Here is a 25,820-nt window from a genome sequence, read left to right as displayed (position 1 = left end):
GTCTCACCCGGCCGAGAAGGTCAGGGTCCGGCCGCCCAGCCAGACCACGTCGGGCACGTCGGCGAGCAGGCCGCCGCGCAGGAGGTCCGCGTGGCGCCGTCCCATCGGTACGCGCACCCGGACGGCCGAGGGCTCGAACCGCACCGTGGCCTCCAGGTCGGCGAAGCGGCGCAGGGCCAGGAGCGGGTCCGGTGTCTCGCGGTCGCGCCAGAGCGTCCAGGCGATCGTGGACAGGCCGAGGGCAGCGGCCAGGGTGACGGTGCGTTCCAGGCCGCCGTCCGGCGCGAGCGGTACCGCCCGGCGCTCGGTGACCAGGGCGGTGAGCAGGTCCGCGAACCGGCCGGTGTGGGCGGGCAGTTCGGCGGCGCGGCGCAGGTCCGGTGCCGTGCCCGCGGCGGCCCACAGCGGGGTGCGCCAGGGCAGCCGGGTCACCGGATCGCCGCGCAGCGGGCGTACGCCGGTGAGGAACGGCACGCCGCCCGAGGCCAGTTCGCGCAGGGTGCCGGGCGGCAGGGGCCCGTCGCAGAGCAGTACGGTCGGCCGCCCGCACGCCTGCCAGTGCGGCAGCAGCCCGGCGGCGTCCGCGGCCCAGGCGATGGGGAACATGCCCTGGGCGTCGACGAGGAGCAGCGCGTCGTCGGCGGCGCCGATCAGGAGCGGGTCGGCGGGGTCGTGGCCGCGGCACACCGAGAGCGCGAGGACGCCGTCGAGAACCGGGAGCGCGGGGCGCACGTGGCGGGCGAAGGCGGTCAGATGCTCCTCGGGGACCGATGGGTGGAGGCCCGCGAAGGCGGCCGCGGCCTCGGTGTCCCGTTCGGCGCGGCGCCAGCCCCGTGCGGTCGCACCCAGCACCTTGTACGCGAGGGCCGTCGCGAACAGCGGTGCGTCCTCCACGAGTTCGAGCCCGGCCAGGGCGGGTCCGATCGCGTCGAGGTAGCCGATGCGTGCCAGCGGCCCGGCGAGGAGGAAGGGCAGCGCGGACCACACCCGTGCCTCGTCGGTGGTGCGCGGCGCCCTCGTGGTGGCGCCCGCCGCCGCGGGCTCCGCCGCGGTGGTGGCGGCCGATGGCGGCTCGTCGGTGCGGCCCGGGGTGGTGGGCGGCTCATGAGCGGTTCGGCCGGGCCGGGTGGGCGGGCCGGTCAGGGTGCGGGCCGCCCGTATCGCCTCCTCGGGGTCCACGGACGCCACGTATGCGGCGAGTGCCCGGGGCAGGTCGGTGGCGTCGGCGCCCGCGAGGACGGTGCGCAGCGGCTCGGGCAGCGCCTCGGCGGGCGCGGCGGCCAGCGCCCGCCCGACGAGTTCGGCGAGCAGCCGGGCGGCCGTGGTGGCGTCGGCTTCGAGGAGGGCGGGCAGATACGCCCGTACGGACTCCTCGGGCAGCAGGGCGAGCAGCGCGTCGAGTTCGCCGCGCTCGGCGAGTTCCGTGAAGAGCGCCGCGGGCGTCGGGGCGGTCCACGGGTCGGGCTCCGTCGCGAAGGACGCCTCGATGGACAGGGCGCCGGTGTCGGGGTCGGGCGTGTCAGCCGGGATTTCCACCACGGGCACGGGTGCGAAATGGACCTCGACGGGCGGCCCGCCACCGATGGCCCGGCCGGGGCCTCCCCACCGGCCCGGCCGGACGGTGACGGTCAGCGGTTCGGTGATCTCCACCTCCGGTCCGTCCGTCCCCAGCCGCTCGGCGAAGTGGTCCGCCAGCAGCTCCGGGAGGGAGTCCACCACCTGGCGGACCAGGCCGCGTGGGTCGGGTCCCCAGCTCCACCCACCGCGCCGGACCACCGTCACGGTGCAGCGGTGCACCGTGATGTCGGCGGGCTCGCCGGTCTCGCCGGTTCCGCCGGCGACCGGCGCGGTGGGCGCGCTCATGCCACCTTCTCCCTTCCCAGGTGGCCCGCCCAGCCCGCCGCGAGCACCAGCACGCCGTGCTCGCCGCCCGGGGTGAGGGTCACCGGTAGTTTCACCTGGGTCTGCTGGGCGGTGATCTCCCCGGTGAGCACATGGGTGTCCTGCTCGTCGGAGATCAGGGCGACCACGGGGGTGGTGCGGTTCGCCGGGACCTGCACCTTGATGGTGATCCCGTCCTTGGCCAGCACGACGTCGTCGTCCCACCCCGCCAGGCGCACCAGTTCAGGTTTGGGTTTGCCCTCGGGCGTCAGCTCGACGCCGAAGGCCAGCGGATCGGCGAGGGCTCCGGGTTCGTCGTCCACGGCCGCCACGCCGAGCTTTCCGGCGCTCAGCGGTAGGGTCGCGATGCGGCCGTCGCCCAGGGAGACGCGCAACGGCAGCGCGCGTCCGACGAGTGCGGCCGCGTCGGCCGGGGCGTCGGCGCCGGTCTGGGCCAGGGAGCCCACGACGTGGCCGGTGCCGACCGCGTACACCACGTGAAGAGCCATCGTCAGCCACCGCCGTTCGTTGCCGTGACCGTCGCCACCACCAGGAAGTCGGCCGCCCCGGGCTGTTCGGCGACCGCCGAGTCCGGGTCCGCCTTGGGGTTGTACAGACGCACCCGGCACCGCAGCCGCCGGTCGGCGTCCACGGTGGCCTCCACCGGGCTGTACAGCGCGGTGTTGGCCAACGGCGGTGTGCGCGGGGTCAGATGGACGTGGAGCACGACCCGTCCGTCGGCGACCTGTTCCGGGGTGACGCCGGACGGCAGCGGCAGCAGCATCCCGTCGGTGGCGGTCCCGGACACGACGAGCGTGCTGCCGGTCTGCGTCCCGCCGCTGAAGCTGCCCTCGATCGTGAGGTTGCCGTTGGCCGCCACGGTCATCAGCGGGGCGACCGTGCCGCCGCCCTGGTACAGGCCGAAGACCAGGTTCGGCGTTTCGCCGCCGGACAGGACGAGCGCAGGCTTGCCCTCCTGGGCCTCCGGGGCCGTGCGCAGGGTCAGTGCGCCGGACGCGGCCGAGACGGTGTCCGCGCGTACGCCCACGAACCGCGCCGCGACACCGCGCGCCTCGGTCACGACGCCGCTGAAGTGGCCGTCCGTCCACTGGACGTAGCCCAGCAGGATGAGCCAGCGGACGGGCGGATCGGCCGGCGGTGCGCCGATCGCGGGCGGCTGCTGCTCCGCGACCAGCCGTTCGTCGCCGAGGCGCCCGAAGAGGATCTGGTACGACTCCTCCACCCGGGTCTTCGTGGCGCTGCCGGAGCAGGAGACCGGAGCGGCGGACCGGTCCGGTTCGCGGTCGGCGGCGGTGAGGAAGACCGGGTAGGGCTCGACCGTGAGCTGGTCCGCGCCGTTGACCTCGTCGAAGTCGCTCTCGCGCAGCACCACCGGCTCGGTGACGACCACCTCGCGGCCGGTCCCGTCGACGGCGATCCCCGGCGACACGCTCACCTCGACGTAACGGGCGCCCGTGGCCGGGTCGGTACGGGGCTGGGTGACGAGGCCGAGCCCTTCGGCGATGCCCCATTCGTGCAGGTGCCGGGCGTGGCGGGCGGCCGGGCCGCGCGCGTACGCCACCGTGGCCGACAGGTCGGCGGCGGCCAGTACCTGGCCCTCGTGGAAGGCGGGGCGCTGGGGGCCCGTCATGGCGTCTCACCGGGCTTCTGGTGACGGGTGCGGGGCGACCGGGTGCGTTTGGCCGGGGGTTTGGGCGGCTCGTCCGTACCGTCCGGCGCCTGGTCGGCCGTCTGGTCCGCTCCCCCGCCCGGCGCCGGGTCCGGTGTGTCGTCCCGTTCTCCGAGCCGTTCTTCCAGCTGGGTCATCTGCGTCTCCGCGCTGCCCATGTGGGAGCGCAGGCCCTCCACGGCGGCGGTGAGGTCGGCGACCTGGGTCCTGAGCCGGGCGAGTTCCTGCATGCTGTCGGTGACTTCGCTGGGCGTCGTGTAGACCTGCTCGTGCAGGGCCTTGGGCGGTGTCTCGCCGGGGGCCGGGGTCAGCAGCAGGGACAGCATCTCCTCCAGGTCCCCGCCGCGCGGCCAGTCGCCGAGCAGTCCGTCGGCGTACGGGCGCGCCATCGGGCCCTCCGTCGGGAGCGGCAGCGTCCGGTGCACGGGCAGGGGCTGGCAGCACACGCGCTCGGCGAGTTCGCGCAGCCGGTAGAGCTTGGGCAGCCATTCGCCGTAGGCCGAGCCTCCGGGCAGCACCTGTTCCCGGGTGGCGGAGCAGACCCGTACGACGTCGCAGCCGTCCAGTTCCACGTGTGCGAGCAGGACGTCGGTGTCGGTGCAGTCGCCGCACGGCGGGTTCAGCGTGGCGCACGCCGCGTCGGTCAGGAACCGGGTCATCGCGGTGCCCAGCGCCGTGGCCGCTTCGGCGATCTGCTGCGCCTCGGCGATGGTGGCCTTCTCGGTGCTGTCCGTCGGCGGGGCGGGCAGCGGCGCGGGGACGTCGGCGGCGGCGACGTCCTGGCGCAGCGCGCAGTCGGCGAGGTCGGCCGTCTGGTCCAGGCGGCCCAGCAGCCACTCGCGGAGCAGGGCGAGGTCCGCGCGGAACTCCACGCGCAGCGCGTGGCCGAGCGGGGTGCCCTGGGCGAGCATGCGCACTTCCAGTGGCGCGTCCGGGTCACCCCGCTCCGGTACGACCCGGGCCGCGGTCTCGGTGACGACGGCGTGGGCGAGCGTACGGCGCAGCGGGTCGGGCCATGCCGCTTCCATGTCGGCGTCACGGAGCCGTTGGCATGCCGTGCCCAGGGCGCCGCGGGCCTCGCTCACGGTGGCGAGGTCCGGGTAGTCCTGCCTGAGCTGGCCCTGCCCGGCCGCGTCGTGGGTGTCGAACCGGGCGATGGCGGCGGCGAGTCCGCGTACGTGCTCGGTCATCTCGCGGGCCGTCGGCGGGGGCGGCGGGCCCTCGCCGCCCGCGTTGTCGCGCAGCCACGCGAAGGCGGTGGCGTACCGCTGGGCGTCGGCGGCGTCGAATCGGAAGGTGCGGCCGGTGCCGGTCGACGCGAGGGTCAGGGCGTCGGCGTAGTGGCCGAGCCGCCGGTCGCGGGTGCGGGCCCGGTCCGCCCGCGGGAGGTCGCCGATGGTCGCGAGGAGCCGGGTGCCGGGGTTGTGGCGGTGGTCCTCGGAGTCGTCGCACCTGACGACGAAGCGGAATCCCTCCTGGATCCTGGAGGGCACGCATCCGGGTGAGGGGCAGGGTTCCTCCGTGGCGTACGGGGCCACCGGTTCGACCGGATGCTCCTGGTACTGCACGTAGAGCCCGTAGCGGCGGCCGCCCTCGTCGGCGTCGTCGCCGCATTTTTCCCCGCAGTCCACGCCGAGGGCGCTGATGCGCCGCTCCCGCACCAGGGCGGTGACGTCGACGCGTTCGGTGCAGGACACGACGATGTCGTTTCCGGCGCAGTCGAGGGCGTGTCCGGGATGGACGGCCACGGTTCCGCCGCCGCACGGGTCGCAGGTGACGCCGAGGCCGCAGATGACGCCCGGCCCGTACAGGGACCGGTTGTGGAGTCTGCGCTTCGCCGTCGTGTACTCCACCAGCAGGCTGAGGTCGTCCTCGGTCAGCAGTTGCCCTGCGAAGAAGCGAGGACGTACGAAGGCGGAGGTCCGGGTGGCGTCGCCACCGCAGCCGCATCCGCAGTCTGTTCGCATGATCAGCGCTCCTTCACGAAGAACCAGCTCTCGAAGACGTCCCCGCCCGCACCGGTGCCGGACGTCCAGGGGCCGATGCCCGAGGGCGGGAGGTCGCAGCCGCCGTGCGCGGCCGACCGGGTGGTGTGGTCGTCGATGGTCGGTACGCGTCCGCCGACGTGGGTGCCGTCGACCGGGCGGCAGCAGCGGTCGAGGAGGAACGCGGCGCGGACGGTGATCAGTACGCGGTCGCCGTCCTGAAGCGTCTCGCGGGTGGTCTGGCGGTAGCGGAACTCCTGGGTGAACTCGCCGCAGCCGTCGCCCGTTCCGGAGTCGGTTTCGGAGTCGGTTTCGAGGTCCGGTTCGGCGAACCTGCCGCCCATGTACCAGGTGGAGGCGTTGCGCCCGCTGCCGCCCTCGATGACCTGGATCTCCACCACGCCGGGCCGCAGGGTGTCGGTCCGTACGCCGGAGGAGAACCGCACGACGAGGCCGCCGTCCTCGTCCTGGGTGCCGAGCAGGGCCTTGGCCTCGTCGATGGTGTAGGTGTGTCCGTGGATCCAGTTGATGCCGGTGATCACGGTGGGCACGTGGCGGCCGAAGGGGCGGCGCACGTTCATGTGGATCTGGTGGCGGCGCACCGGCTCGTACCAGTCGACGCAGTCGATCCTGGCCAGCCACAGCGTCTTGTGCTCGCAGGACGAGCAGCAGGTGTCGCAGCGTTCGTCCGCCGGTGGCTCGCACCCGGTGACCCGCACCGTGTAGCACTCCTCCGTCCAGCCGAACTCGCAGTCGGAGGTGTCCGCGCAGGCGTCGTTGTAGACGGCGCGGGTGGGCTCGACGGGCCGCTCGGCGTACTCGATGCCGACCCAGACGGTGTCGGTGTCCCGTTCGTGCGGGGGCAGCGCCTTCCACAGGTCGATCACGCAGCCGCCGCGCACCACGACCTCGTTGCCGTCGCAGTCCACGCCGAGGCCGGGGCTGATCGTCACCTTGGCCCTGCGCCGGGTGTGCCGCGGTGTTCCGGCGTCGCTCTGCTCGGCGGATGGTGTTTCCCCGCCGCCGTCCGGCGGGCAGTCGTCCTCCTCCCGCGGCGCCGGTTCCACGTACAGGCCGCACACCACGCCGTAGCCGAGCAGGGCACGCAGGCGCAGTTTCAGCTTCTCGCGGTGGTAGTCCTGTTCGCGCTGGAAGTCCCTGGCGCCCAGCATCTGGCCGTGGAAGTACCGCAGCCTGCGCAGCGGTGGCGCGTCGAACTCCTCCGCGCCCGGCCTCGTTGTCTCTGTCTCCGTCATCGCCCCGTCCTCTCACGACACCTGCGTATGCACACCGACGGCGGAGACGACCCCCACGCCCACCCCTCGGCGCAACCCTCTCGGTCCCGGTCTCAGCACCCCGTCGCGGCCCAGCCGCACGGGGTGCGCGCCGCCCAGCACGGGTGCGGGCAGCGGTACGAACGCGGTGTCCACGCCGACCGTGGACCGCGCCCCGACCACGAACCCCGCGCCACCGGTCCGTACCGACCCCACCGTGTGCGCGGGCGCCTGCCGCTCCACCAGCCGCGCGAGCGCCGTCCCGTCCGCCGACCCGGCGGGCAGGGCCAGCCGGAACCGGTGGGCGTGCGCGGTGAACGGGTCGCTGTCGGGCGTGCCGAACGCGCGCAGCGGCGCCGCGCCCAGCGCCGAGCCACCGACCCGGAACCGGCTCGCCGACCGGCCGAACAGCCGTATGGCGCCCAGCCCTTGGTCCTGTCCGGGCCCCGCGCGGGAGCCGTCGACGGCGTCGCGCAGATGGGCCCAGCGGCGGTCCGTGGCCAGCTCGTCGACGACCGGGGTCACCCCGAACACGATGCGTACCGCCTCCCGCAGCGCCCATGGTGTGCCGCGGCGCCGGTACAGCTCCGGGGCGGCGGCCAGCAGCGCGCGCCGGGTGCGGGCGTCCCAGCCCGCCTCGAACGACAGGCCCAGCAGCCCGGCCAGCCACGGCAGCACCCGGTCGGGGACCCCGGCCGGGTCCAGGAGTGCCGGGTACCGCTCGATGACCCGGTCCAGCTGGGCGAGGGTGGCGTCGAACAGCGACAGGAAGCGTTCGGTGAAGTCGTCGGCCGCGGGGTCCTCGCGGAAGGCGGGCGGCAGCAGGTCGGCGCTGGTGACCCGGGGGAAGTCCAGCCGGATCCGGCGTACGACCGGAGTGGCGGCGCCGTCGCCGGAGAGCCCCAGCCGCAGCCGCAGGAAGCGGCCGGGCGGCTGGTCCACGAGGAAGTCGGTGGCTCCCGGGGCCGACGCCTGCCAGTCGCTGTCGTCGTACCGGCCGTCCTCGCTCACCACGATCCGGACGGCGACGGCCGTCCCGTCGGGCACATCGGCGTCCACGCGGACGCGGTGCCAGCGGCACCGCGAGATGCCGCTGTCGATCAGGGCGGTGACGTACGACCCGCTGGTGGCGTACGCGTCGGTGGCGGGCGGCGCGGGGTCCCGGGGCAGGCCCTGCCAGGTGTGGCAGGTGGTGGCGGGGCCGTCCGGGCCCCGCTCGCTCAGGCAGAACCCGTCGTCGTCGGCCGAGGTGAGCGCGGACGGCGGGAGGGCAGCGGCCAGTTCGTCCACGGTGGCGGTGCGGAAGGGGCGGCGGTGGCCGCCCCGGTGGATCGTGAGCCGTCCGCCGTCGTCGGTGAGCAGCCACACGGACCGCTCCGGACCGGTGCGCAGGCCGATGACCTCGCCGCGGGCGCCGGTGCGGAGCACGCCGCGGAAGCGGCCCGCCGGGTCGTACCGTCGCAGGTCCGTGCTGCCCTGACAGGCCACCAGTATCTCGGCGCCGGGGGCCGGGGCGGCCCAGCGGGCGCGCTTCGCCCGGATCACCCCGGCGAGCTGTGCGCCCTCGCGGTGCCACACCAGGACGCGGCCGGAGTCCACCACGGTCAGCCGGTGTCCGCGCGCGGCGACCGAGACCGGCTCGCGCAGCAGGCCGGGGTCGCAGCCGGGCGGCCACACGGGAGTGAAGGCGCCGCAGGCGTCGCGGCGCAGCAGCCGCCGCTCGCCGGGGATCAGCAGGTACCAGGCGCACGGCCCGCACCCCGGTGCGAGGCGGGGGTCGGGGAACCAGGGCAGCAGCTGTGCCCGGGTGGGGCCTTCCGGCGCGGTGCCGCCGTAGGCGAGGCGGAGGCCGGACAGGTCGTCGAAGCCGACGATGGCCCGGGTCTCCTGCTGGTCCCAGCCGACGTAGGTGTCGAGGAGACGGAAGGTCGCGGGATGGGGTGTGCACGTCATGGCTGGTCTCCTACCGGGATCAGCAGCGGGCGCTCCGGCCAGACGAGGGTGTGGGGCGGGAGGGCGTGGTCGGTGCAGGGCGGCAGGCGCATGCCGTCGACGGTGAGCGAGAGCCGGGTGACGGCCAGCACCCCGTCGACCGCCAGGAGCGCCCGGACCAGCGCGGTGTGCCGCAGTGCGCCGCCGAACGGCCAGCCCGCGCCGTCCTCCCCGCCGCGCAGCGGGTCCAGGTAGGTGCGCACCGCGTCGCCCGCCCGGGCGAGGACCGCGGCCCGGTCGAGGTCCGGGTCGAGGGTGACCCAGGACTCCACGCCGACGCGGGCGTACGGGGCGGGGGCGGCGACCACGGTGACTCCGGCGGGGGCGGCTTCGCGCGACAGGTAGTCGGCGACGGCGCGCAGGGTGGCGGCGGTGGGCACGGGCGGTTCGGCGGTGTCGTCGCCGGGCGGTACGGGGGGTACGACGAGGACGCCGACGACACCGGGGATCGGCGCCCCGGCGTAGTCGGGGTGGAGGCCGGGCACGCCGCGGGCGCGGGCCACGGAGGCGCCGGGCGCGCGGACGGCGAGCTGCCCGTAGTCGGCCGGGGCCACGGCCCGGCCGCGGGCCCGGAGTTCGCCGACGCCGCGGCGCATGGCGTCGGCGTCGGGTTCGGCGTCCGCTCCTCCGGAGGCCGGGAAGGGGTTGGCCACGCCGGTGACGAACGGCAGCGCGGTCACCACTCCGCTCACGGCTCCGGCCCGTACGGCTCCTGCGCTGCCGCCGCCCACGCGGTAGCGCACGGCGCGGACGTTGCGGAAGCCGGGCGGGACGGCCGCGCCGTTGACGCCGTCCCCGAAGGTCACTTCGCCGGTGTCGTGGTTCACGGTGAACACCCGGTCGTCGGCGCCGTATCCGGCCAGGCTCTCCACCTCGCGCCAGCGGGAGGCGGTACCGGCGGTGGTGCCGAACACGTCGCCGCCCGCGTCGTCGTCGACCTCGATGACCACCGATCCGGCGAGGATGGGCACCTGGCTGAGCTTCATGCGCCGCCGCCCGGTCGCCGTACCGTCCCTGAAGGGCTGGAGCGGCTCGTCGCGGATGGTGCGGGCGGCGGTGGCGGTGACCACGTTGAGCCGCAGCCCGGACAGGACCGGCGCCGGGCCGGGGAACGCGCCGTGCGCGATGCGCAGCCGCAGCCAGCGCAGCAGGGGCCGGGGGCGGGTGCCGGGCGGGCTGCCCGGCTGCCATGAGCGCGGCACCCGCAACTCGACGGTGCCGCCCGCGCTGAGCCCGGCGGTGGAGTCCCGCATCACCTCGGCGGGGACGAGCCGGGTGCCGTCCAGCACGTCCCAGCGCAGCAGCGGCGCGGGCGGCAGCGGCAGGGGCGTCATGCCGCCGGAGTCCGCGGGCGCGGGCGGCGCGGCGACGACCACGAAGCCCAGCGACAGCCGCGGGTAGGGGCCGGCCGGTCCGGCGAGCCCGATCCACAGCCCGTTGCCGGGTTCCGGGTCGCGGCCGAAGGGCGCGAAGGGACGGCTGGGTCCTGACGGCCCGAGCGGCAGGGTCTCCAGCCGTCCGGCCTCCTGGACGGCGAGGGCGCCGAGGGTGGCCGGTGTGGCGTACAGGTCCTGGTCCGTCTCGTAGACGACCTGCCCGGTCGGGGTGGAGGCCGCGCTCTGGAACCCGGCGGGCACGAGCACGGAGGAGCCGTCGGGCGGGTTGACGGTGAATTCGAGGAGCGCGGCCGCCGCTCCGGCCGGGCGGCGCCGTACGCCCGCCGTCGCCAGGTGTTCGGCGAGCACCTTCTCCGGGAGCCGGTTGACGCGGCCGAGTACGGGTTCGGCGAGGGTGCCGAAGAGGCGGACGAGGGCGACTCCGGCGTCCTGGCGGTCGGGGTCGGTCCAGTCCGGGGTGTAGCCCGCGATGCGGCCGCGTACGGCGGCGCGGACCGCCTCGCGGGTGGCGTCGACGAGTTCGGGCGATACGCCGCTGGGGCCGGGGCCCGGCACGGTCCGCCCGTCGGTCCGCTCCTGCTCCCGGGCGTCCCGCTCCCACCACACGTCGCCGGTCATGCCAGCCCCTCCCCCGGTTCGACGGCGGGCACGATCCGGGTGCGGACCGTGCGCAGGACGGGAAGCTCCCCGGCGGCGAGCGGCACCTCGTCGCACGCTTCGTCGGCGTCGGTCCCGTCGAGGCCGATCGCGACGGCGGCGATGTCCGTCAGGTCCCCCAGCGCCCGCTGCGCTGCGCGCAGCAGGGCCGAGGGCCGCAGTGGTTGTCCGAAGGGCCAGCCGTCCTGGTCGTCGCCACCGACCAGAGGGTCGAGGAAGCGGCGCAGCGCCGCGGTGGCCGCGGTGGCCACGCGGGTGCGGTCGGCGGGGTCTCCGGACAGGTCGACGCGCAGGGCGACATCGCGGTAGCGGGGCCCGCGGACGAAGACCTCGGAGGTGAGCAGCCGCGCCTGTTCCAGGCGGGCGGCGACCGCGCACAGCATGCCCGGGTCGGGGAGCGGAGCGGCGACGAAGTCCTCGCGGTCGAGGTCGTCCCGGGGTGCGGCCGGGACGATGTGGACGGTCACCGCGCCGGGCACGGTGGTGCACGGGAAGCCGGGGTGCTCGCCGAGGGCCGGGTAGGCGCGGGCGACGGCGACGCCGGGGGTGGTGCGGGCCAGGGTGACGAAGTCGTCGGCGGTGACCGCGCGGGTCACCTCGCCCAGGGAGGCGGCGGCGCGGCGGCGCGCTTCGGTGACCGTCTCCGGGTCGGCGCCGCCTTCGGCCCGTACGAGGTTGGCGGCGGAGACCGCTTCCGCCGCCGGGATGTCGGCGGCCGGGAGCCAGTTGCCGGTCATGCCGCCGTTGCCGTCCCGGCCGCCGCCGATGACGTAGGCGACCTGCACGTCCGGGTCGGGGCGGGGAACGCGCCCGGTGAGTCCGTCGCCGAACACCAGCGCGCCCTCGGCCCGGTCGAGCACGAAGATGCGGTCGGGCGGTGCGCCGAAGGTGAAGTCCGGCACCGGCTGCCACTCCTTGTCCCCCAGGCGCAGCGTGGCCTCCAGGAGGCGGTCGGCGGCGTCCGGCAGGACGAGATGCTGTCCGGGCAGCCTGAGCCAGGCGCGGATCTGCTCCTGGAGGTCGCTGCCGTCCGCGGTGCGGTACGTGCGGTGGTGTGCGGCGGACACGTTGACGGCGAGCTGGAGGAGGCGGGGCGGGGCCGCGTAGGTGGCGGCCGGGGTCGATACGAGGATCCCGGTGTCCTGGGTGGTCCAGTCGGCCGGGGGATGCACTCTGACGACACCGGAGCGCCGGAGCCCGGCCGTGCCGTCCTCGACCTTCTCAAACGTGCCGGAGATGTCGGTGCCCGGCCGGAACCAGGACCAGGTCAGCTCGGCGGGCGGCGGTACGCCGTCGACCGCCCCGGGCAGCCACGACGGTACGCACGCGGCGGGCGCGTCCAGCTCGATCAGCAGGCTGATCGGGCCGGGCGCGGGGTGTTCTCCGGTGAGCGGGAGGGTGAACCGTGCCTCGGCCGGGGCGCCGTCGCTCGCGAGCAGGGCGATGCCGCGGCGGACGCGCAGGTCGGCCGTGCGGTCGCGGTCGGTCCACACGGTGACCTCGCCGCCCTCGGCGAGCGGGAAGGCGGCCACGTCGTGGTCGAGGGTGAACACGATGCGGCCCGTGGGGTCCCGGGTCAGCGCCGTCCCGGTGGGGACGACGGGGACCGCGGTGTCCTCCTGCCGGGCGGCGAGGTGCAGCACGGTGGCGGCGGGCCGGGCGGGGCGCGGCGGTTCGATGTCGAGGAGGCGCAGGATGGCGACCACGAGCGCGTCGGGTACCTGGTCGAGCCAGTACAGCCGCTGTTCGAGGAGGTAGGCGAAGAGTTCGAGGAGGGTGACGCCGGGGTCGACGGGCGCGTGCAGCGTCCAGGTGCCGTCCGACTCGGCGGGGATGCGGCGGCGGACGGCCGCCATCATGTCGGCCCAGGTGAGGTCGTCCAGCTTCGGCGCGGGCAGCGTCATGGCGTCCCCCCGGTGAGGCCCGTGAGTCCGGTGTAGAACGGGAACACCAGGTTGGCCTTGGTGTTGCTGCGCCGGATGCGGTAGACCACCGAGACGGTGATCCGCGACTCGTCGGCCGGATCGGCCTCGGCGCGGACCTCCTCCAGTTCCACCCGCGGCTCGTGGTCGCGGACGGCGGCGGCGATCGACTGCTCCAGGTCGCGCAGGTTCTGCACACTGCCCGGCGCGAACAGCAACTCGTGGGCGCGGGTGCCCAGTTCGGGCCGCATGACGCGTTCACCGGTGCCGGTGAGCAGCAGGGCCCGCAGACAGTGCTCGATGCTCTCCTCGCCGATGGCGTAGCCGAGCCGCCCGGACGCGTCGGGCAGGATCGGGAACCGCCAGCCGGTCCCCAGGAACTCCTCGCTCATGCCGTCCTCGCCTTCTTCGCCAGCACGGCGGGGGTGAGCGGCGGGGTCGGCGGGCCGGTCGGCCCGGCGGCGGAGGGGTGGGTGTGGGTGTTGAACGCCTGGAGCAGCGCGTTGCCGAGGACGAGGGGTTCGGTGGCGCCCCCGCCGAGGTCGATGGACGGCGAATCGAGCGTCACCTTCGGCGCCTTGAGGGTGATGTCGCCCTGGGCGGTCACGGTGACACTGCCGCCCTCGGCCGCGGTGATCTTGATCGTCTTGCCCTGGTCGTCCAGCTCCACCACGTGTCCGGCGGCGGAGGTGATCCGTACGGCGGCCTTGGACTCGGTGTCGTCGAGGAGCACTTCGTGGCCGTGCCGGGTACGGATGATCTTCTGGTCGCGGCCGGCGGTGCGGGCGGTCGGCGGCTTGTCCTCGCCGTTGTAGAGGCCGCCCAGGACGATCGGGTAGCGCATGTCGCCGTGGACGAAGGCGACGAGCACCTCGTCGCCCTTCTCGGGCACGAACACCGATCCGTAGCCGTTGCCCGCGTACAGCTGGCTGACCCGCACCCAGTCGGTGACGGTGGTGTCGTCGAACCAGGGGAACTTCAGCTTGACCTGGCCCTCGTCGTCGCCCTCGTTCTCCACGACGAGCGCTTCGACGACGCCGTAGTAGCGCTTGTCGGTGGAGCGTGCGCGTGGCGTGCCCCTCATGGTCACTGATCCCCCTGATGGATCCGCCGTGCGGTGAACTGGGTGAAGAAACCGCTGGTGTTGAGGGTGTGCTCGACCCGTTTGACGAAGTACGTGCCGGAGAAGCGGCGGCCGAGGCCGTAGATCTCCAGGTTGTCGCCGGGCCGCAGCTCGGGCAGGCCCGCCACCTTGCCGGTGGCGGTGATGAACTCGTACGCCCGCTCGCGCAGCAGGCTGATCGCCAGTTCGCGGGCCTCCTGGTCGCTGCCGACGGGCGCGTCGACCATGACCTCCTGGCGGCCCTGGAGGGTGGACTCGGCGACCTGCGGCCCGCTCTGCCCGTCGGCCGTGTTCTGCCCGGCGGGGAGGTTCTCGGCGGTCGCGGTGAACGCGATGGCCTGCTTGGTACGGGGGTCCCAGCCGCGCACGGTGACCTTGCTGACCTGCTGGGACACCGTCAGCGTCGGGGTGAACTCCATCAGGTTGGGAATCAGCCCGGTGGGCTGTCCGGTGGGGCCGGTGCTCAGCCCTGGTGCGTACGCCAGCCGGTACACCCGGATCGGGCGGCCGTCGCGGCCGTCGGTGGGCTTGATGAAGTACAGCGTGTCCTCGCCGGTCTTCGCGTCCGGCAGGATGTAGCAGTCGAAGTCCAGCCGCTTGGCCCGCTCCATCAGGAACGTGGCGTCGTCCTGGTTCTTCTGCACCACCAGGTCGTGGGTGGGCCCTTCCCTGGTGACCTCGATGCGCAGGTGGTTGCGCTGGGCGATCTGCTCGGCGATGCGCCAGTCGGGCAGATTGCGGTAGATCTTGGTCTCGTTCTCGGTGGGCTTGCGGTCCTTGAGCCGCAGCAGCCCGTCCACGCCGCTGACCTGGACGGTGGGCGAGGCTCCGTCGGTGAACTTCGGGCTGAGCGTGGAGATGGTCCCGGTGGCGACGGTGAGCAGCTTGTCGGCGTAGCCGAGCCGGACCGAGACCCGGCCGCCGAGCCGGAGGCTCGCCGAATCGCTGTGCTTGAACCGCAGGTTCGCGTCGTCCCAGTTGTTCAGGGTGAGATCGAAGCCGGACATCTCGTCGATGTCCCGGTTCACCTTGATGTCGATGATGTCGTTCTTGGTGGACGGGTCCATCTCCAGGCCCTCGATGCGCACGTCGAACTCGGGCGCGTACCGGTCGGGCGAGGCGACCTCGGGTGCCGGGGTGCTCATCGCGCCCTCCTCACGGCAGCCGGGGCACGGTCAGCACCCGGCCCGGCCGCAGGTCGCGCGGATCGCTGATGCCGTTGGCGCGCGCCAGCTCCCGCCAGGCGTCGGGCCGCCGGTACAGCGCGGCGGAGATGGAGCTGAGCGTGTCGCCGCGGCGCACCACATAGCTCTTCTCCACGGTGGGCGAGGAGCGCGGTGTCTCGGCGACCTGTACGGCGGCCGTACGGAACTCCTTGAGCGAGAGGTCCAGCATGGCCCGCAGCGGCACCCCGTCCGGCCGGAACATCTGGTAGTTGACGTCGAGCTTCTCCACGACGCCGGTGAAGACCTCCTCGTCCCAGACGAAGCGGACGACCGGTGGCGCGTGTTCGCGGCTGTCGGGACGCAGCAGGTTGCGCAGCGCGTTGACGTAGGCGGTCCGTACGTTCTCCAGGGTGTCGGAGGTGTCCACCAGCGCCTGGACGGTCAGGGTTTCGGTGCCGCCGCGGACGTACTGGAGGGGCGGGGTCTCCAGGCCGGGGATGGTGATCTCGGCGAACGTGTTGCTCTTGCTCAGCTTGTAGTCGGTGGGGTTGAACCGCAGCGGGATCCGCCGCTGCCGCTCGTCGGCGATCACCGGGCGGACGATCTCCAGACGGGCCCGGGCGGCGCCCTGGCGGGCGAAGGACACGGGAGTGACGCTCATTGCCGGGCCTCCCCGTCGCCGAAGCGGCGTTCGGCCCTGGTGTGCTCGGCGCGGGCGCACTGCTCCTCGTACAGCTTCGCCCAGGCCTGGATGTGCTTGTTGAACAGGCGGGTGAACACGGCACCGTCGTCGCCGTCCACCTGGAACCTGACCTCCAGCTGGTGAATGGTCACCTTCGGCATGCCGGTCACCTCCCTTGGCCCAGGCGCGACAGGGCGTTCGCCGCGGTGTCCTGGAGGACCTTCGTCAGCCCCTCGTGGGCGATCTCCAGCGACTCGACGGCGATCGCGTTCTGCTCAGCGTGCAGGTCCGGGCCGCTCCACTTGGCGGCGAGCCCGCCGTGGAAGGCCCAGGCCGCGCCGGGCACTCCGTCCGGGCCGAGCACGATGACGGCGCCGTCGCGGCGGGCGCCGAGGGAGTCGGCGAGCCCGGCCTGGTACCAGGACCACAGCCCCGGGTCGCGCACCACGCCGCGCTTGAGGGTGATGCGGTTCCAGGAGTGGCGCAGCGGCAGCTGGTGGACCGAGTCGTTGCGGCCGCCCTCCGGGTAGCTCGTCACCTCCAGCTGCGCGCCGAGCCCGGTGACCTCCTGGAACGCGCCGGACGCGGCCAGCGGCAGCAGCAGCGCCTGCGCGGGCGGCAGATAGGCGTCGCCGGGGTCGAGGGTGACCAGGAAGCGGTATTTGGGCAGGGGATCCAGGGTCATGCCTCGATTACCTCCAGGTCTCGGTCCTGGCCGAGTACGAGACGGAGCCGGATGAACTCCATGGGGACGGCCGGGGCGACCTCGATCTCGCAGACCAGCTGCCCCGGGTCCTGTTCGGGCGGGTTGTTGGTGTCGTCGCACACCACCCGGAACGCCTGCTCGGGCCGCGCCCCGGCGAGCGCCCCGGCGCGGAACGCCGACAGGAGGACGGAGGTCAGCGCCCGCACCAGGGTCAGCCGCAGTTCGGGCGAGTTGACGTCGAACACCAGCGGTCCGGCCGCCCGCCGGATGGCCCGTACCAGCAGGTGCACCAGCCTGCGGTGGGCGATGTAGCGGGTGCGCGGGTCGGTGGACAGGGTGCGCCCGCCCCACACCATCAGCCCCCGCCCGCGGGTGCACCGGATCAGGTCGAGACCCGCGTCGAACAGCCGGAGCTGCTGCGGTTCGGGGTACTCGGCGGCGAGGTCGACCGCCTCCAGGATCACGGCGTTGGCGGGCGTGTGGTGGGCGCCGCGCTCGCCGTCGAGGCGGGCGATGACGCCCAGGACGTGCCCGGACGCCGGGACGGTCCGCAGGTCGTGCCCGTCGGGGACGCTCAGCGGCGGGTGGTAGACGGCGGCGCAGCCGAGCAGCCCGCTGTCGCCGGTGGCCGCCAGGGACTGCGCCCAGGCGGCCGCCTCGTCCACGGAGGACAGCCGGGGCGGTACGTCCAGGACGGCGAGCCGGTCGTGCAACGGCTCGATGCCGCGGAGCAGTTCGAGCACCACGTCGGTGTGGGTGGTGTCGGACAGGTCGGTGCCGAGGTCCGGCAGCGCCACCAGCGCCGGTTCCGGCAGTTCGGACTGTACGGTCACGGCGTCCGCGTACGCGTCGCGGGTGGGCGCCGCGTCGGCGCCGCCGGCGAGGGTGAGGTCCCAGGACATCGTGATCGGGCCGTTCTGTTGTGGCGGTGGTGGTGGCCCGTCCGGGACCAGCCGGATGTAGCGGGACGCGGTCAGCCGGTCGGCCACGTCGGTGAGCGGCATCCCGGGGAAGGTCTCGGGCGGCTCGTCGGGCGGCATGACCCGGACGCCCACGGTGGGCGGTCCGGCGACCGTGCTGGCCTGGTAGCGGACGGCGACGCGCACGCCGTTGGCCCAGGCGCCGGGGCTGGTGGCGACCACCTGGTAGCCCGTGGCGGCCAATCCGCTCAGGGGACCGGCCGCCCACCGGGTCCGGGCCGTGGTGGCCGGCCCGGACACGCGGAGCACCCAGGCGGTGCGGCCGCCGTTCTCGAAGAAGCCGCGCAGGGCGTACGGGGTGGCGAAGGCGCCGTCCGGCGGTCCGAAGGCGGCCACGACGTCGTTCCAGCTCTCCACGCGCAGCGGAGTGCCGACCGGGCCCCGGCGGAGCCGGCCCAGGAAGGCCGCCACGTCCGTGCGCAGCGGCTCCGTGCCGGGGTCACGGGTCGCGGACGTCAGGGATACGCCGGGAAGCGCTTCGCCGGCCATGTCAGGCGTCGATCTCCAGCTTCTCGACCGCCAGGACGAGGGTCTCCATGGCGATCTCGTTCTTGGTGGCGCTGAGCGTCGGGCCGGTGTACTTGGTCGGCCAGCCGCGGTCGAAGTTCCAGCGCATCGCCTCCTGGCGGTTCTCGTCCAGCAGCACGATCGACCCGGAGGTGCGCCGCACCTTGCCGTTGAGCGCCTCGACCACCCAGTTCCAGAAGCCGACGTGGCCGGTGATGCCGCGCTTGAAGGTGAGGTTGGTGAACTTCTTCAGTCCGGGGATCTTGCGGACGGTGATGTCCTCGCTCCCGGTGCGGTACTCGATCGGCGGGACTTCCAGCTCCAGCCCGCTCACCTCGGTGAAGGACCCGCTCACCGCGACCCCGTCGTCGCTGACGTTGGTCACGATGATCTGGAAGTTATATGACGCGTAGGGATCGTCCCTGGTGACGGGCGGCATGATGGCCTCTCCTCGGTCCTCGGTCGGGCGCTCAGGCGAGCTGGTTCTCGCGGGTCTTCTGCTGGATCCGGAAGATCACGAACTCCGCCGGGAAGACCGGCGCGACGCCGATGACGCAGATGAGCCTGCCGTTGGCGAGGTCGTCCTCGGTCATCGTGGTGCGGTCGCAGGCGACGAAGAACGCCTCGTCGGCGGTGGTTCCGGCGAGCGCGCCGCTGCGCCACACGGTGGTGAGGAAGTTGGTGACGGTCTGCCGGACCAGGGCCCACAGCGCCTCGTCGTTCGGTTCGAACACCACCCACTGGGTGCCCTCGTCGATGGACTCCTCCAGGTAGAGGAAGAGCCGCCGGACGCTGACGTACTTCCACGAGCTGTCCGAGGAGAGCGTGCGCGCACCCCACACCCGGTGGCCCATTCCGGGGAAGAACCGCAGGGCGTTGATGCCCTTGGGGTTGAGCAGGTCCTGATGGCGCTTGGTGACGTCCTGGGCGATGCCGTCGGTGAGCCGGATGCCCCGGATGACGGCGTTCGCCGGTGCCTTGTGCACCCCGCGCTCGACGTCCGTGCGGGCGTAGATCCCGGCCATGTGGCCCGACGGCGGCACCTCGGTGTCGCGGCCCGTCGACGGGTCGCGGGTGACCAGCCACGGGTGGTAGAGCGCCGCGTACTTGGTGTCGAACGGCTCGCGGAACGCCTGGATGCCCTCGGTGTCCAGGCCGTCCTGCGGATCGAGGATCGCGAACCGGTCCCGGAGCAGCTCGCAGTGGGTGACCAGGGCCGATTCGACCGTCCCCGACCACACCCCGGGCACCGCGCAGACGGCCACCTCGTCGATGTCCTCCAGCGCGGCGATCCCGGTGCGCTTGCCGCTGCCGCCGTCCTCGCCGACGAAGTCGGCCACGCTCAGGCTTCCGTAGGCGTCGTCGCCGTCCGCCAGGGTCAGCCAGGAGCCGACCGCGGGCACGGGGAACTTCGCCGGGTCGGTGGACAGCCCGGACAGCGCGGTCGCGCGCACCAGCTGCGAGCGGGCCGCCAGGGTGGTGGCCAGGTTCGACGGCGCGTCGCCGGTGAGCCGCAGATTGCGGTACGTCTCCGACACCACGGTCCCGGACGGGTCGGTGAACCGCGCGTCGACCTGCGCCTCGACCAGGTGCAGCCGGTCGGTTTCGAACAGCGTGCCGGGCACGTTGCCGTCGAGGGTGACGACGTCCGCGGCGACCGACTGGACGGTGCGGATGGTCAGGTTGGTGCCGTCGTCGAGCTGGACGACGGCGCCCTGGTACAGCCTGCTCGCCCCGCCGACCCGCAGCGTCGGCCCGGCCGAGGTGTTGCCCCGGCGCACGCGGCGCACCAGCAGCCCCTTGCGCCACGCCTCATGCGAGGTGCCGGACGGCAGGGTCAGCGTCACCTTTCCGTCGGCGGGCTGACCGAGCTGGACCTTGAACCGGCCGGTGCCGATCTGCACCCAGACGTCGGCGGGCAGGTCGTCGGGGTCGAGTCCGGTCCTCGCCGCCACCTCGATCGTCTCGCTGTCCGCGGCGGCGTCCGCGGCCAGCTGCGTGATGAACAGCGTGCCCTCCTGCGGATCCGGCAGCACCGGCAGCGTGGCCCCGGACATGGGCTGGATCCGCACCTGGACGCCGCTGCCCCACCCGCCGGGGCTGACGGCGGTGAACTCCAGGGTCTCCTCCGTGCTGCGCGTCCCGATCTGCACATAGTCGCCGCGGGCCGTCCTGACCTCCGCGGGCAGCTCGGCGTCGAGTTCGATCCGGTGGGCGGTGGCGTCGTAGGCCGCGACCCCGGCGATGTGGATCGACTGCTGGTCGTCGCCGCGGAAGATCTCGATCTGCTGCCCCACGCCGGTGAACCCGATCAGGTGGCCGAGCTCCAGGCGGGTCGCTCCCTTGGCGGCGTCACCGGCGACCGGGCTCACCAGGCCGTGGCCCAGGACGCCCGAGGCCGGGGTGGCCTGCTTGCTGGCGACGCGCTTGACGTACAGGCGCTGGCCGCCGTTGTCGAAGAACCCCTTGACCGCCAGCGGGAACAGCCACCAGCGGCCGCCTTCGGCGGGGTCGCCCGCCCAGGTGTCCCGGATCAGGGCGTCCGGCTCGGGGACGAACCCGCCGAACGTGTTCTGGAACTCCAGGAAGTTGGTGACCAGCTTGGGCTTGCCGGTGTACGGACCGCGTACGGTGACCCCGGCCATTCCGGCCGTGCTGGTGCTCACCCCCGCGATCGGCCGTGGTCCCGCATCGACCTCCTCGATGTAGACCCCGGGGCTCAGATACTCCGCCATGGACGGCTCCTTAACTCTCGCGGATCTCTATGACGTGCCGGCGCTCGATGTCCTGCGGCAGCCGCACGACCAGCGATCCGGTCCTGCCCGGCCGCTCGGTGGCGCGCAGGCGGAAGGTCTCCTCGACGGCGTGCTCACCGGCCTTCTCGCCCTCCCACCGCAGGGCGAGCCGGAAGGCGCCCGTGGCGTCGGACAGGGTGCGCTCGTGCCATGGCGTCAGGTCCCGGCTGGTGTGCCCCTGGGCCTCCACCAGGGCGCCCGCGATCGGCTGGGCGGTGGCCGCGTCGACCACGGCGCCGTGCACCGTGCGCGCCCCCGGCGGATACGGGAAGGAGACGGCAGGCAGCAGCCGCACCAGCCGCGGTTCGGCCGCGACCGCGGGCGGGTGGGCGTCGTCGTACGGGTGCACCAGGAATTCGACGCCCACCAGACCGGACGAGAACGGCTGGTCGTCGGCCGGGTACAGCGGCTGGTAGCCGGCGGCCGCGAAGCGGGCCCGGTGGCGCCGCGGCGGGGCCGCCCACGGCTCCCCGCACCGGCCAAGACCCGGATAGGCGAAGGCGCCGCCGGGGGTGCGCACCGCCACGTCGTCCAGCGGCAGCCAGACGCCGTCGTCGTCATCGAATCGGTCCAGCTGGACCGTCACCCCTGCGGCGCGCACCCGCCGGGCGTAGTCGTCGAACGGGATGAACCAGGCGGGGCTGTGGAGCGTCGAGCGCTCCAGCGGTCGGAAACGGCTCATGGCGTCGCCGCCCCGCTGATGGTCCGGCTCTGCACGGGCCGGACCGCCAGGTCGACGGCGGAGTCCAGGTTGACGACGCGTACCTCGTAGTTCAGCGACAGCCGGTACGGCTTCTGGATCGCGTACCAGACCCAGGACTTCTGGTCCAGGGTGAGCGGGGTCAGGCTGAGGTGCAGCGAGTCGGTGCTCGCCGCCAGGCTGCCGGACAGCTGGGTGCCGTCGAGGATCGCGTCGTCGTAGAACGTCTGCATCGCCCGGCCGAGCATCCGGTGCTGGGTCTCCTGGTCGCCGCCCCAGGGGGTGACCAGATAGCGCAGCAGCAGGGCCATCGGCGGCTTGCGGGTGACCGGCGGGTCGGGCGGCTGGGAGCGCACCGGTGGCCGGTTGCGCGACGTCGGGTCCTCGGCGATCTCGTAAAGGAACACGGTGAGTTTCGGCGGCGGTGTCTGCACCGTCTCGGAGAGGTCATTGAGTTCCGCGATCGGCGGTTCCACCTGGCTGAGCCCGCGCAAGGACTGGGTCAAGGTCTCCACGATGACCGTCGAGACGTCGGCGATGACGCCGAAGTCACCCATGCGAATCCTCCCCGTGCTCCGCGCCCGAAAGCGTGCCTCGATGAGCATGCAGGGCCCGGCGTGGCGCAATCGCGATTCACCCATCACACGAGCGTCACCAGCCCGTTTCCGCCCCACGGCGATGACGTCGGCGGTCACGCGCCGACAACGCCGGGGTGACACGGATAAGGCATATTTTCCTTCCATGGAAATCCACTCAGAGCAGGCCGGCGTCCTGATCCTCCGAGTGTGGGTGGAAGAGGGGAGGCCGGACGGTTTCCGGGCGCGCATTGTGCTGACGGGCGGGCGGCACCAGGCGCCTCCGACCGCGGTGAGCGCGGTCGACGACGTACTCGAGGCCGTGCGTGCCTGGCTCGATCAGCTGCTCGAACCGACGCCGGACAGGTGACGTTTCCGCGACGTCCCGGTGATGCCGGGGCGTTTACCGTTCTGTACCCGAAGGGCAGGGCGCACGATCATGAATTGCTCGTAACATGGCTGGGGAACATCCCGATTACCGCTATGGGATCATTCACTGAAGCCAATATCGCCCGGGGGGCCGATGAGCGCAGAAGGCCACGTCATTACGTTGAGGCTGCTCAAAAGCTTCGCGTTATCGGTCGATCATAAGCGCGTTCCCCTTTCTTCCAGCGCCCAGCGCCTCCTCGCGTTCCTCGCCCTCCAGGACATGCCGCGAACGCGCACGTACGTGGCCGGAATGCTGTGGCCCGACGTTACGGCGTCCCGCGCCAACGCCAACCTCAGATCGTCCTTGTGGCGCGCGACCCGAACGGGACATCAGGTCATCGACGCGTCCACGCAGGAACTGGCGATCGCCAAACACATCGACGTGGACATCCACGCGGCGGCCACGCGGGCGCACCAGCTGCTGGACATGGCGCACCCCTGCGACGACATCCTCACCGCCCAGACGCGCGCGGACCTCTCCTCCGACCTGTTACCCGAGTGGTCGGAGAACGAGTGGGTGCTGGTCGAGCAGGAGCAGTACCACGAACTCCGGCTGTACGCCCTGGAGGCGATGACCGAGCGGCTGACGGCGGCGGGCCGCCACGGCGAGGCCGTCGCCTCCGGGCTGGCCGCCGTGCGCGCGGAACCCCTCCGGGAGAGCGCCCATCGCGTACTGATCACCGCACATCTCGCCGCCGGCAACAGGGGCGCGGCCCTACGGCAGTTCGAGCAGTGCCGCCGGGTGCTGCTCGACGAGCTGGGGCTCGAACCCTCCCAGGCGCTGCGGAGCCTGGTGCCGTCCCATCCCCCGCACCCGCCCGCGCCCGAGGGGGCGGCACCCCAGAAGGCGCCCCAGAAGCCGCGGCGCGTCATGGTCCGCCGCCCGGCGAGCGATGTACTGGTCGAGGGCGCGGGCGGGCGGTGAGCTCTGCCCGCCCCGCCGCTCAGCAGCCCAGCCCGTCCCGGTGGGACCAACGCGGCTCACCGGGGCTGTCGTACGGCTGCGGGAGCTCCCTCCTGGACTCCCCGTGGGCGGCACCGCGCGCGGCCCGCATGTGGTCGCAGGCCCGGGAATCCGGGCTGAAGTCGATGCCGGTGGCGGCCGCGAGCGCCGCGAAGAAGCTCTCGCCGAACTCCGACTGCTTGGTGGTCGTCCAGGTGTACGTCTCGCAGTCGCGCAAGGCCCGCATCATCATGCGGCTGCCGTAGCCCCGGCGCTGCCATCGTTCGGCGACCCGGATCTTGCGGACCAGGCCCCTCCGGCACACGCCGCACACCTGCCAGGTGAGCCGGGCGAAGTCCTCCCCGTCCGGCACCTGGCACACCCGCAGTTGCCGGCATCCGGCCGGGGCGCCGGGCGGGAAGTACGCCCAGACCTCCCCCTCTTCCGTGGGGCGTCCGGGCTCGTGCCCGGATAACGCGCCCAGCAGCCGGGCCCATAACCCGGACCGCTCGCCCGCCATCAGCGGCCGCATCCGTCGGCGGTGCCGATTCTGAGCACGTCCTCGGCGGCTTGCCGTCTCACGTTCCCACGCTCCTTCTTGCGTACCCGGCCAGTCCTCGAAAGGCCCGGCGGGGCCAGCCTGCCCCACCTCGCCCCCCACCCGACAGGTCGCAATTAACCGGCACATGGTTCCGGATGGTGGGTGGTGCGCGAGGTATTGACGCGCTTCGTGAGCCCTCTGCCGTCCGAGCCCGGCGGCCGTAGCACCGGCTCACCCGGCCATGCGCGGGACAGTACCCGGCACGCGGGAGGGCCATGGAGGCGTGCGCGCTCGCGCCGGTTATCGTGTCGAGGCACATCGAGCACGGCAGGTCAGAACGAAGAGGGATGCTGGTGGCGGACAAGGGGGCGCTGGTCGCACATCGGTACCGGCTGACCGAGCGGATCGGCAGCGGCGGCATGGGCACGGTGTGGCGGGCCGAGGACGATGTGCTGGGCCGCCAGGTGGCGCTCAAGCGGATACACGCTCCGCACCATCTCTCCGACGACGAACTCTCCACGCTGTACGAGCGCACCCGTCGCGAGGCGCGGAGCGCCGCCCGCATCACGCATCCGAACGTGGTCGTCGTCCATGACGTCGTGGACGACGACGAGGGGCTGCCGTGCATCGTCATGGAGTACGTGCCGTCCACCACCCTCGGCGCGCAGCTCAAGGAGCGCGGTACCGTCCCGCCGCAGGAGGCGGCGCGGATCGGGCTGGGCATGGTCGCCGCGCTCCGGGCCGCGCACGCGGCCGGAGTGCTGCACCGTGACGTCAAGCCCGGCAACGTGCTGCTCGGCGCCGACGGCCGGATCGTCCTCACCGACTTCGGCATCGCCGTGACCAGCGGAACGTCGACGCTGACCCGGACCGGCGAGATGATCGGCTCCATCGAGTACATGGCCCCCGAGCGGGTCAGGGGCCGCAAGCCCGGCCCCTTCTCGGACCTCTGGGCGCTGGGCGCGGCCCTCTACCAAGCAGTGGAAGGACAGCCCCCGTTCCGGCGGGACACGGCGATCGAGACGGCCTACGCCAACGCCGTCGACCCGCTGCCGCCGCTGCGCCACGCCGGGCCGCTGGCACCGCTGATCGAGGCGCTGCTGGCCAAGGAACCCGACGAGCGTCCGTCGGCGGAGGAGGCGGAGCGGGAGCTGAAGTCCGTGGTGGCGGAGGAGCCGACCCGGGCCCGGGCCCCGCGGCAGGACGCCCCGGACACGACCGCCGCCCCACCACCGTCCGGGACCGTGGCCACGCCCGGGCGAACCGGCGGCGGCCCCCGTAAGCGGCACCGCGTGGTGTGGAGCGCCGCCGCGCTGGCGCTCACGACGCTGGCCGTGGCCGGTGCCACCTCCATGTGGCCGGACGGCGGCGGGCAGCGGAGCGGCAACGAGGCGAAGCCCTCTGCCTCCGCTCCCCCGCCCGTGCCCCGCGGCTACCACTTGGTCGAGGAGAAGAGGCTCGGCGTCTCCTTCCCCGTACCGAACGGGTGGAAGCTGAGCGACCGCACGAGCGACGGAGTCAAGTACATCGATCCTTCCCGCCTGGTCGAGATCACGATCGGCACGGTGAACCCCGCCGGGCCGTCGCCCGTGGCGCACTTCCGGGACATCGAGGCGAACACGAAGAAGAACTACGACGTGTACCGGCGACTGCGCCTGGACCGCACCACCTTCCGGGGGCAGCCCGCGGCGATCTGGGAGTGCACGTTCGACGGCAAGGTACGCACGTTCCGCGCCATCGACCTCGGCTTCGGGCGGGAGGGTGGCAAGGAGTACGACGTGTACCTCTCCGCGCCCGACGAGAGATGGGACACCTACCGTCCCGTCTTCGACAAGGTGAAGGAAGGCCTGCGCATCCACTGACGAGCCGACGCGG

23 protein-coding genes are annotated in these 25,820 nt (G+C 73.3%); 3 read left to right on the top strand and 20 right to left on the bottom strand.

All coding sequences use genetic code 11. The features are described 5' to 3' along the window. Positions 1-3: 3 nt before the first annotated feature. Genes LCH29_RS05305 through LCH29_RS05215 form a run of 19 tightly spaced genes read right to left on the bottom strand, consistent with a single transcriptional unit; the run spans position 4 to position 22,014 of the window. Positions 4-1,863, bottom strand: a complete 1,860-nt coding sequence (locus tag LCH29_RS05305) for a hypothetical protein (protein ID WP_446460506.1) — start codon at positions 1,861-1,863, stop codon at positions 4-6. Then, a complete protein-coding gene (locus tag LCH29_RS05300; protein ID WP_446460505.1) occupies positions 1,860-2,390 on the bottom strand; it encodes a hypothetical protein in 531 nt (176 codons plus the stop codon). The genes LCH29_RS05305 and LCH29_RS05300 overlap by 4 nt, the downstream gene beginning before the upstream one ends. Before the next feature lie 2 nt (positions 2,391-2,392). Beyond that, positions 2,393-3,532: a hypothetical protein gene (locus LCH29_RS05295; RefSeq protein WP_446460504.1), complete on the bottom strand. Its 1,140-nt coding sequence runs from the start codon at positions 3,530-3,532 to the stop codon at positions 2,393-2,395. After that, positions 3,529-5,538 carry a hypothetical protein gene (locus LCH29_RS05290; RefSeq protein ID WP_446460503.1) on the bottom strand — a complete coding sequence of 670 codons (2,010 nt, stop codon included), beginning with the start codon at positions 5,536-5,538 and terminating at the stop codon, positions 3,529-3,531. The genes LCH29_RS05295 and LCH29_RS05290 overlap by 4 nt, the downstream gene beginning before the upstream one ends. 2 nt (positions 5,539-5,540) lie before the next feature. Beyond that, positions 5,541-6,812, bottom strand: coding sequence for a hypothetical protein (locus tag LCH29_RS05285; protein ID WP_446460502.1), 1,272 nt, complete (start codon positions 6,810-6,812; stop codon positions 5,541-5,543). Between the two features lie 12 nt (positions 6,813-6,824). Then, on the bottom strand, positions 6,825-8,783 hold the full coding sequence (locus tag LCH29_RS05280) for a phage tail protein I (RefSeq protein ID WP_446460501.1): 1,959 nt from the start codon (positions 8,781-8,783) through the stop codon (positions 6,825-6,827). After that, entirely contained in the window at positions 8,780-10,837 is a 2,058-nt protein-coding gene (locus LCH29_RS05275) for a putative baseplate assembly protein (RefSeq protein WP_446460500.1), read from the bottom strand. Before LCH29_RS05275 ends, LCH29_RS05280 begins: the two co-directional genes overlap by 4 nt. After that, positions 10,834-12,780, bottom strand: coding sequence for a putative baseplate assembly protein (locus tag LCH29_RS05270; RefSeq protein WP_446460499.1), 1,947 nt, complete (start codon positions 12,778-12,780; stop codon positions 10,834-10,836). Before LCH29_RS05270 ends, LCH29_RS05275 begins: the two co-directional genes overlap by 4 nt. After that, a complete protein-coding gene (locus LCH29_RS05265) occupies positions 12,777-13,190 on the bottom strand; it encodes a GPW/gp25 family protein (protein ID WP_009720925.1) in 414 nt (137 codons plus the stop codon). The genes LCH29_RS05270 and LCH29_RS05265 overlap by 4 nt, the downstream gene beginning before the upstream one ends. Next, on the bottom strand, positions 13,187-13,882 hold the full coding sequence (locus LCH29_RS05260; RefSeq protein WP_446460498.1) for a phage baseplate assembly protein V: 696 nt from the start codon (positions 13,880-13,882) through the stop codon (positions 13,187-13,189). The genes LCH29_RS05265 and LCH29_RS05260 overlap by 4 nt, the downstream gene beginning before the upstream one ends. Before the next feature lie 2 nt (positions 13,883-13,884). Further along, positions 13,885-15,066, bottom strand: coding sequence for a phage late control D family protein (locus tag LCH29_RS05255; RefSeq protein WP_446460497.1), 1,182 nt, complete (start codon positions 15,064-15,066; stop codon positions 13,885-13,887). 10 nt (positions 15,067-15,076) lie between these two features. Continuing rightward, positions 15,077-15,748 (bottom strand): CIS tube protein, encoded by a 672-nt coding sequence (locus LCH29_RS05250; RefSeq protein WP_009720922.1) that lies wholly within the window; start codon positions 15,746-15,748, stop codon positions 15,077-15,079. Further along, the gene (locus LCH29_RS05245; RefSeq protein ID WP_446460496.1) at positions 15,745-15,930 is read right to left on the bottom strand and encodes a putative phage tail protein; all 186 of its coding nucleotides are present in this window, start codon (positions 15,928-15,930) and stop codon (positions 15,745-15,747) included. Before LCH29_RS05245 ends, LCH29_RS05250 begins: the two co-directional genes overlap by 4 nt. Before the next feature lie 5 nt (positions 15,931-15,935). Further along, the gene (locus tag LCH29_RS05240) at positions 15,936-16,454 is read right to left on the bottom strand and encodes a phage tail protein (RefSeq protein ID WP_446460495.1); all 519 of its coding nucleotides are present in this window, start codon (positions 16,452-16,454) and stop codon (positions 15,936-15,938) included. Further along, positions 16,451-17,944, bottom strand: a complete 1,494-nt coding sequence (locus tag LCH29_RS05235) for a phage tail sheath family protein (protein WP_446460494.1) — start codon at positions 17,942-17,944, stop codon at positions 16,451-16,453. Before LCH29_RS05235 ends, LCH29_RS05240 begins: the two co-directional genes overlap by 4 nt. A gap of 1 nt (position 17,945) precedes the next feature. Next, positions 17,946-18,401: a phage tail protein gene (locus LCH29_RS05230; RefSeq protein ID WP_009720918.1), complete on the bottom strand. Its 456-nt coding sequence runs from the start codon at positions 18,399-18,401 to the stop codon at positions 17,946-17,948. 31 nt (positions 18,402-18,432) lie between these two features. Next, positions 18,433-20,697, bottom strand: coding sequence for a phage tail sheath family protein (locus LCH29_RS05225; RefSeq protein WP_446460493.1), 2,265 nt, complete (start codon positions 20,695-20,697; stop codon positions 18,433-18,435). 10 nt (positions 20,698-20,707) lie between these two features. Further along, positions 20,708-21,439, bottom strand: coding sequence for a carboxypeptidase regulatory-like domain-containing protein (locus LCH29_RS05220; protein ID WP_446460492.1), 732 nt, complete (start codon positions 21,437-21,439; stop codon positions 20,708-20,710). Beyond that, positions 21,436-22,014 carry a DUF4255 domain-containing protein gene (locus tag LCH29_RS05215; RefSeq protein WP_446460491.1) on the bottom strand — a complete coding sequence of 193 codons (579 nt, stop codon included), beginning with the start codon at positions 22,012-22,014 and terminating at the stop codon, positions 21,436-21,438. Before LCH29_RS05215 ends, LCH29_RS05220 begins: the two co-directional genes overlap by 4 nt. A gap of 184 nt (positions 22,015-22,198) precedes the next feature. Between LCH29_RS05215 and LCH29_RS05210 the strand changes: the two genes are divergently transcribed. Together LCH29_RS05210 and LCH29_RS05205 are read left to right on the top strand one after the other, a co-directional pair. Continuing rightward, complete coding sequence (locus LCH29_RS05210; protein WP_123108568.1) at positions 22,199-22,402, top strand: hypothetical protein; 204 nt, start codon at positions 22,199-22,201, stop codon at positions 22,400-22,402. Between the two features lie 279 nt (positions 22,403-22,681). Next, a complete protein-coding gene (locus LCH29_RS05205) occupies positions 22,682-23,386 on the top strand; it encodes an AfsR/SARP family transcriptional regulator (RefSeq protein WP_446460490.1) in 705 nt (234 codons plus the stop codon). Positions 23,387-23,405: 19 nt separating this feature from the next. Here the strand turns inward: LCH29_RS05205 and LCH29_RS05200 are convergent, their stop codons facing one another. Then, complete coding sequence (locus tag LCH29_RS05200; protein ID WP_446460489.1) at positions 23,406-23,936, bottom strand: hypothetical protein; 531 nt, start codon at positions 23,934-23,936, stop codon at positions 23,406-23,408. A 356-nt stretch (positions 23,937-24,292) separates the two neighbouring features. On the opposite strand from LCH29_RS05200, the gene LCH29_RS05195 reads away from it, so the two are divergent. After that, on the top strand, positions 24,293-25,807 hold the full coding sequence (locus tag LCH29_RS05195) for a serine/threonine-protein kinase (protein ID WP_446460488.1): 1,515 nt from the start codon (positions 24,293-24,295) through the stop codon (positions 25,805-25,807). Positions 25,808-25,820: the final 13 nt, after the last annotated feature.

It is taken from the genome of Streptomyces sp. BRA346, assembly GCF_052851135.1.
This window is presented reverse-complemented; position numbering and strand designations above follow the sequence as displayed.

Coding starts and splice junctions, on each gene's coding strand:
- LCH29_RS05305 (WP_446460506.1), bottom strand. CDS start 1,863: ATGAGCGCGCCCACCGCGCCGGTCGCCGGCGGAACCGGCGAGACCGGC.
- LCH29_RS05300 (WP_446460505.1), bottom strand. CDS start 2,390: ATGGCTCTTCACGTGGTGTACGCGGTCGGCACCGGCCACGTCGTGGGC.
- LCH29_RS05295 (WP_446460504.1), bottom strand. CDS start 3,532: ATGACGGGCCCCCAGCGCCCCGCCTTCCACGAGGGCCAGGTACTGGCC.
- LCH29_RS05290 (WP_446460503.1), bottom strand. CDS start 5,538: ATGCGAACAGACTGCGGATGCGGCTGCGGTGGCGACGCCACCCGGACC.
- LCH29_RS05285 (WP_446460502.1), bottom strand. CDS start 6,812: ATGACGGAGACAGAGACAACGAGGCCGGGCGCGGAGGAGTTCGACGCG.
- LCH29_RS05280 (WP_446460501.1), bottom strand. CDS start 8,783: ATGACGTGCACACCCCATCCCGCGACCTTCCGTCTCCTCGACACCTAC.
- LCH29_RS05275 (WP_446460500.1), bottom strand. CDS start 10,837: ATGACCGGCGACGTGTGGTGGGAGCGGGACGCCCGGGAGCAGGAGCGG.
- LCH29_RS05270 (WP_446460499.1), bottom strand. CDS start 12,780: ATGACGCTGCCCGCGCCGAAGCTGGACGACCTCACCTGGGCCGACATG.
- LCH29_RS05265 (WP_009720925.1), bottom strand. CDS start 13,190: ATGAGCGAGGAGTTCCTGGGGACCGGCTGGCGGTTCCCGATCCTGCCC.
- LCH29_RS05260 (WP_446460498.1), bottom strand. CDS start 13,882: ATGAGGGGCACGCCACGCGCACGCTCCACCGACAAGCGCTACTACGGC.
- LCH29_RS05255 (WP_446460497.1), bottom strand. CDS start 15,066: ATGAGCACCCCGGCACCCGAGGTCGCCTCGCCCGACCGGTACGCGCCC.
- LCH29_RS05250 (WP_009720922.1), bottom strand. CDS start 15,748: ATGAGCGTCACTCCCGTGTCCTTCGCCCGCCAGGGCGCCGCCCGGGCC.
- LCH29_RS05245 (WP_446460496.1), bottom strand. CDS start 15,930: ATGCCGAAGGTGACCATTCACCAGCTGGAGGTCAGGTTCCAGGTGGAC.
- LCH29_RS05240 (WP_446460495.1), bottom strand. CDS start 16,454: ATGACCCTGGATCCCCTGCCCAAATACCGCTTCCTGGTCACCCTCGAC.
- LCH29_RS05235 (WP_446460494.1), bottom strand. CDS start 17,944: ATGGCCGGCGAAGCGCTTCCCGGCGTATCCCTGACGTCCGCGACCCGT.
- LCH29_RS05230 (WP_009720918.1), bottom strand. CDS start 18,401: ATGCCGCCCGTCACCAGGGACGATCCCTACGCGTCATATAACTTCCAG.
- LCH29_RS05225 (WP_446460493.1), bottom strand. CDS start 20,697: ATGGCGGAGTATCTGAGCCCCGGGGTCTACATCGAGGAGGTCGATGCG.
- LCH29_RS05220 (WP_446460492.1), bottom strand. CDS start 21,439: ATGAGCCGTTTCCGACCGCTGGAGCGCTCGACGCTCCACAGCCCCGCC.
- LCH29_RS05215 (WP_446460491.1), bottom strand. CDS start 22,014: ATGGGTGACTTCGGCGTCATCGCCGACGTCTCGACGGTCATCGTGGAG.
- LCH29_RS05210 (WP_123108568.1), top strand. CDS start 22,199: ATGGAAATCCACTCAGAGCAGGCCGGCGTCCTGATCCTCCGAGTGTGG.
- LCH29_RS05205 (WP_446460490.1), top strand. CDS start 22,682: ATGCCGCGAACGCGCACGTACGTGGCCGGAATGCTGTGGCCCGACGTT.
- LCH29_RS05200 (WP_446460489.1), bottom strand. CDS start 23,936: ATGCGGCCGCTGATGGCGGGCGAGCGGTCCGGGTTATGGGCCCGGCTG.
- LCH29_RS05195 (WP_446460488.1), top strand. CDS start 24,293: ATGCTGGTGGCGGACAAGGGGGCGCTGGTCGCACATCGGTACCGGCTG.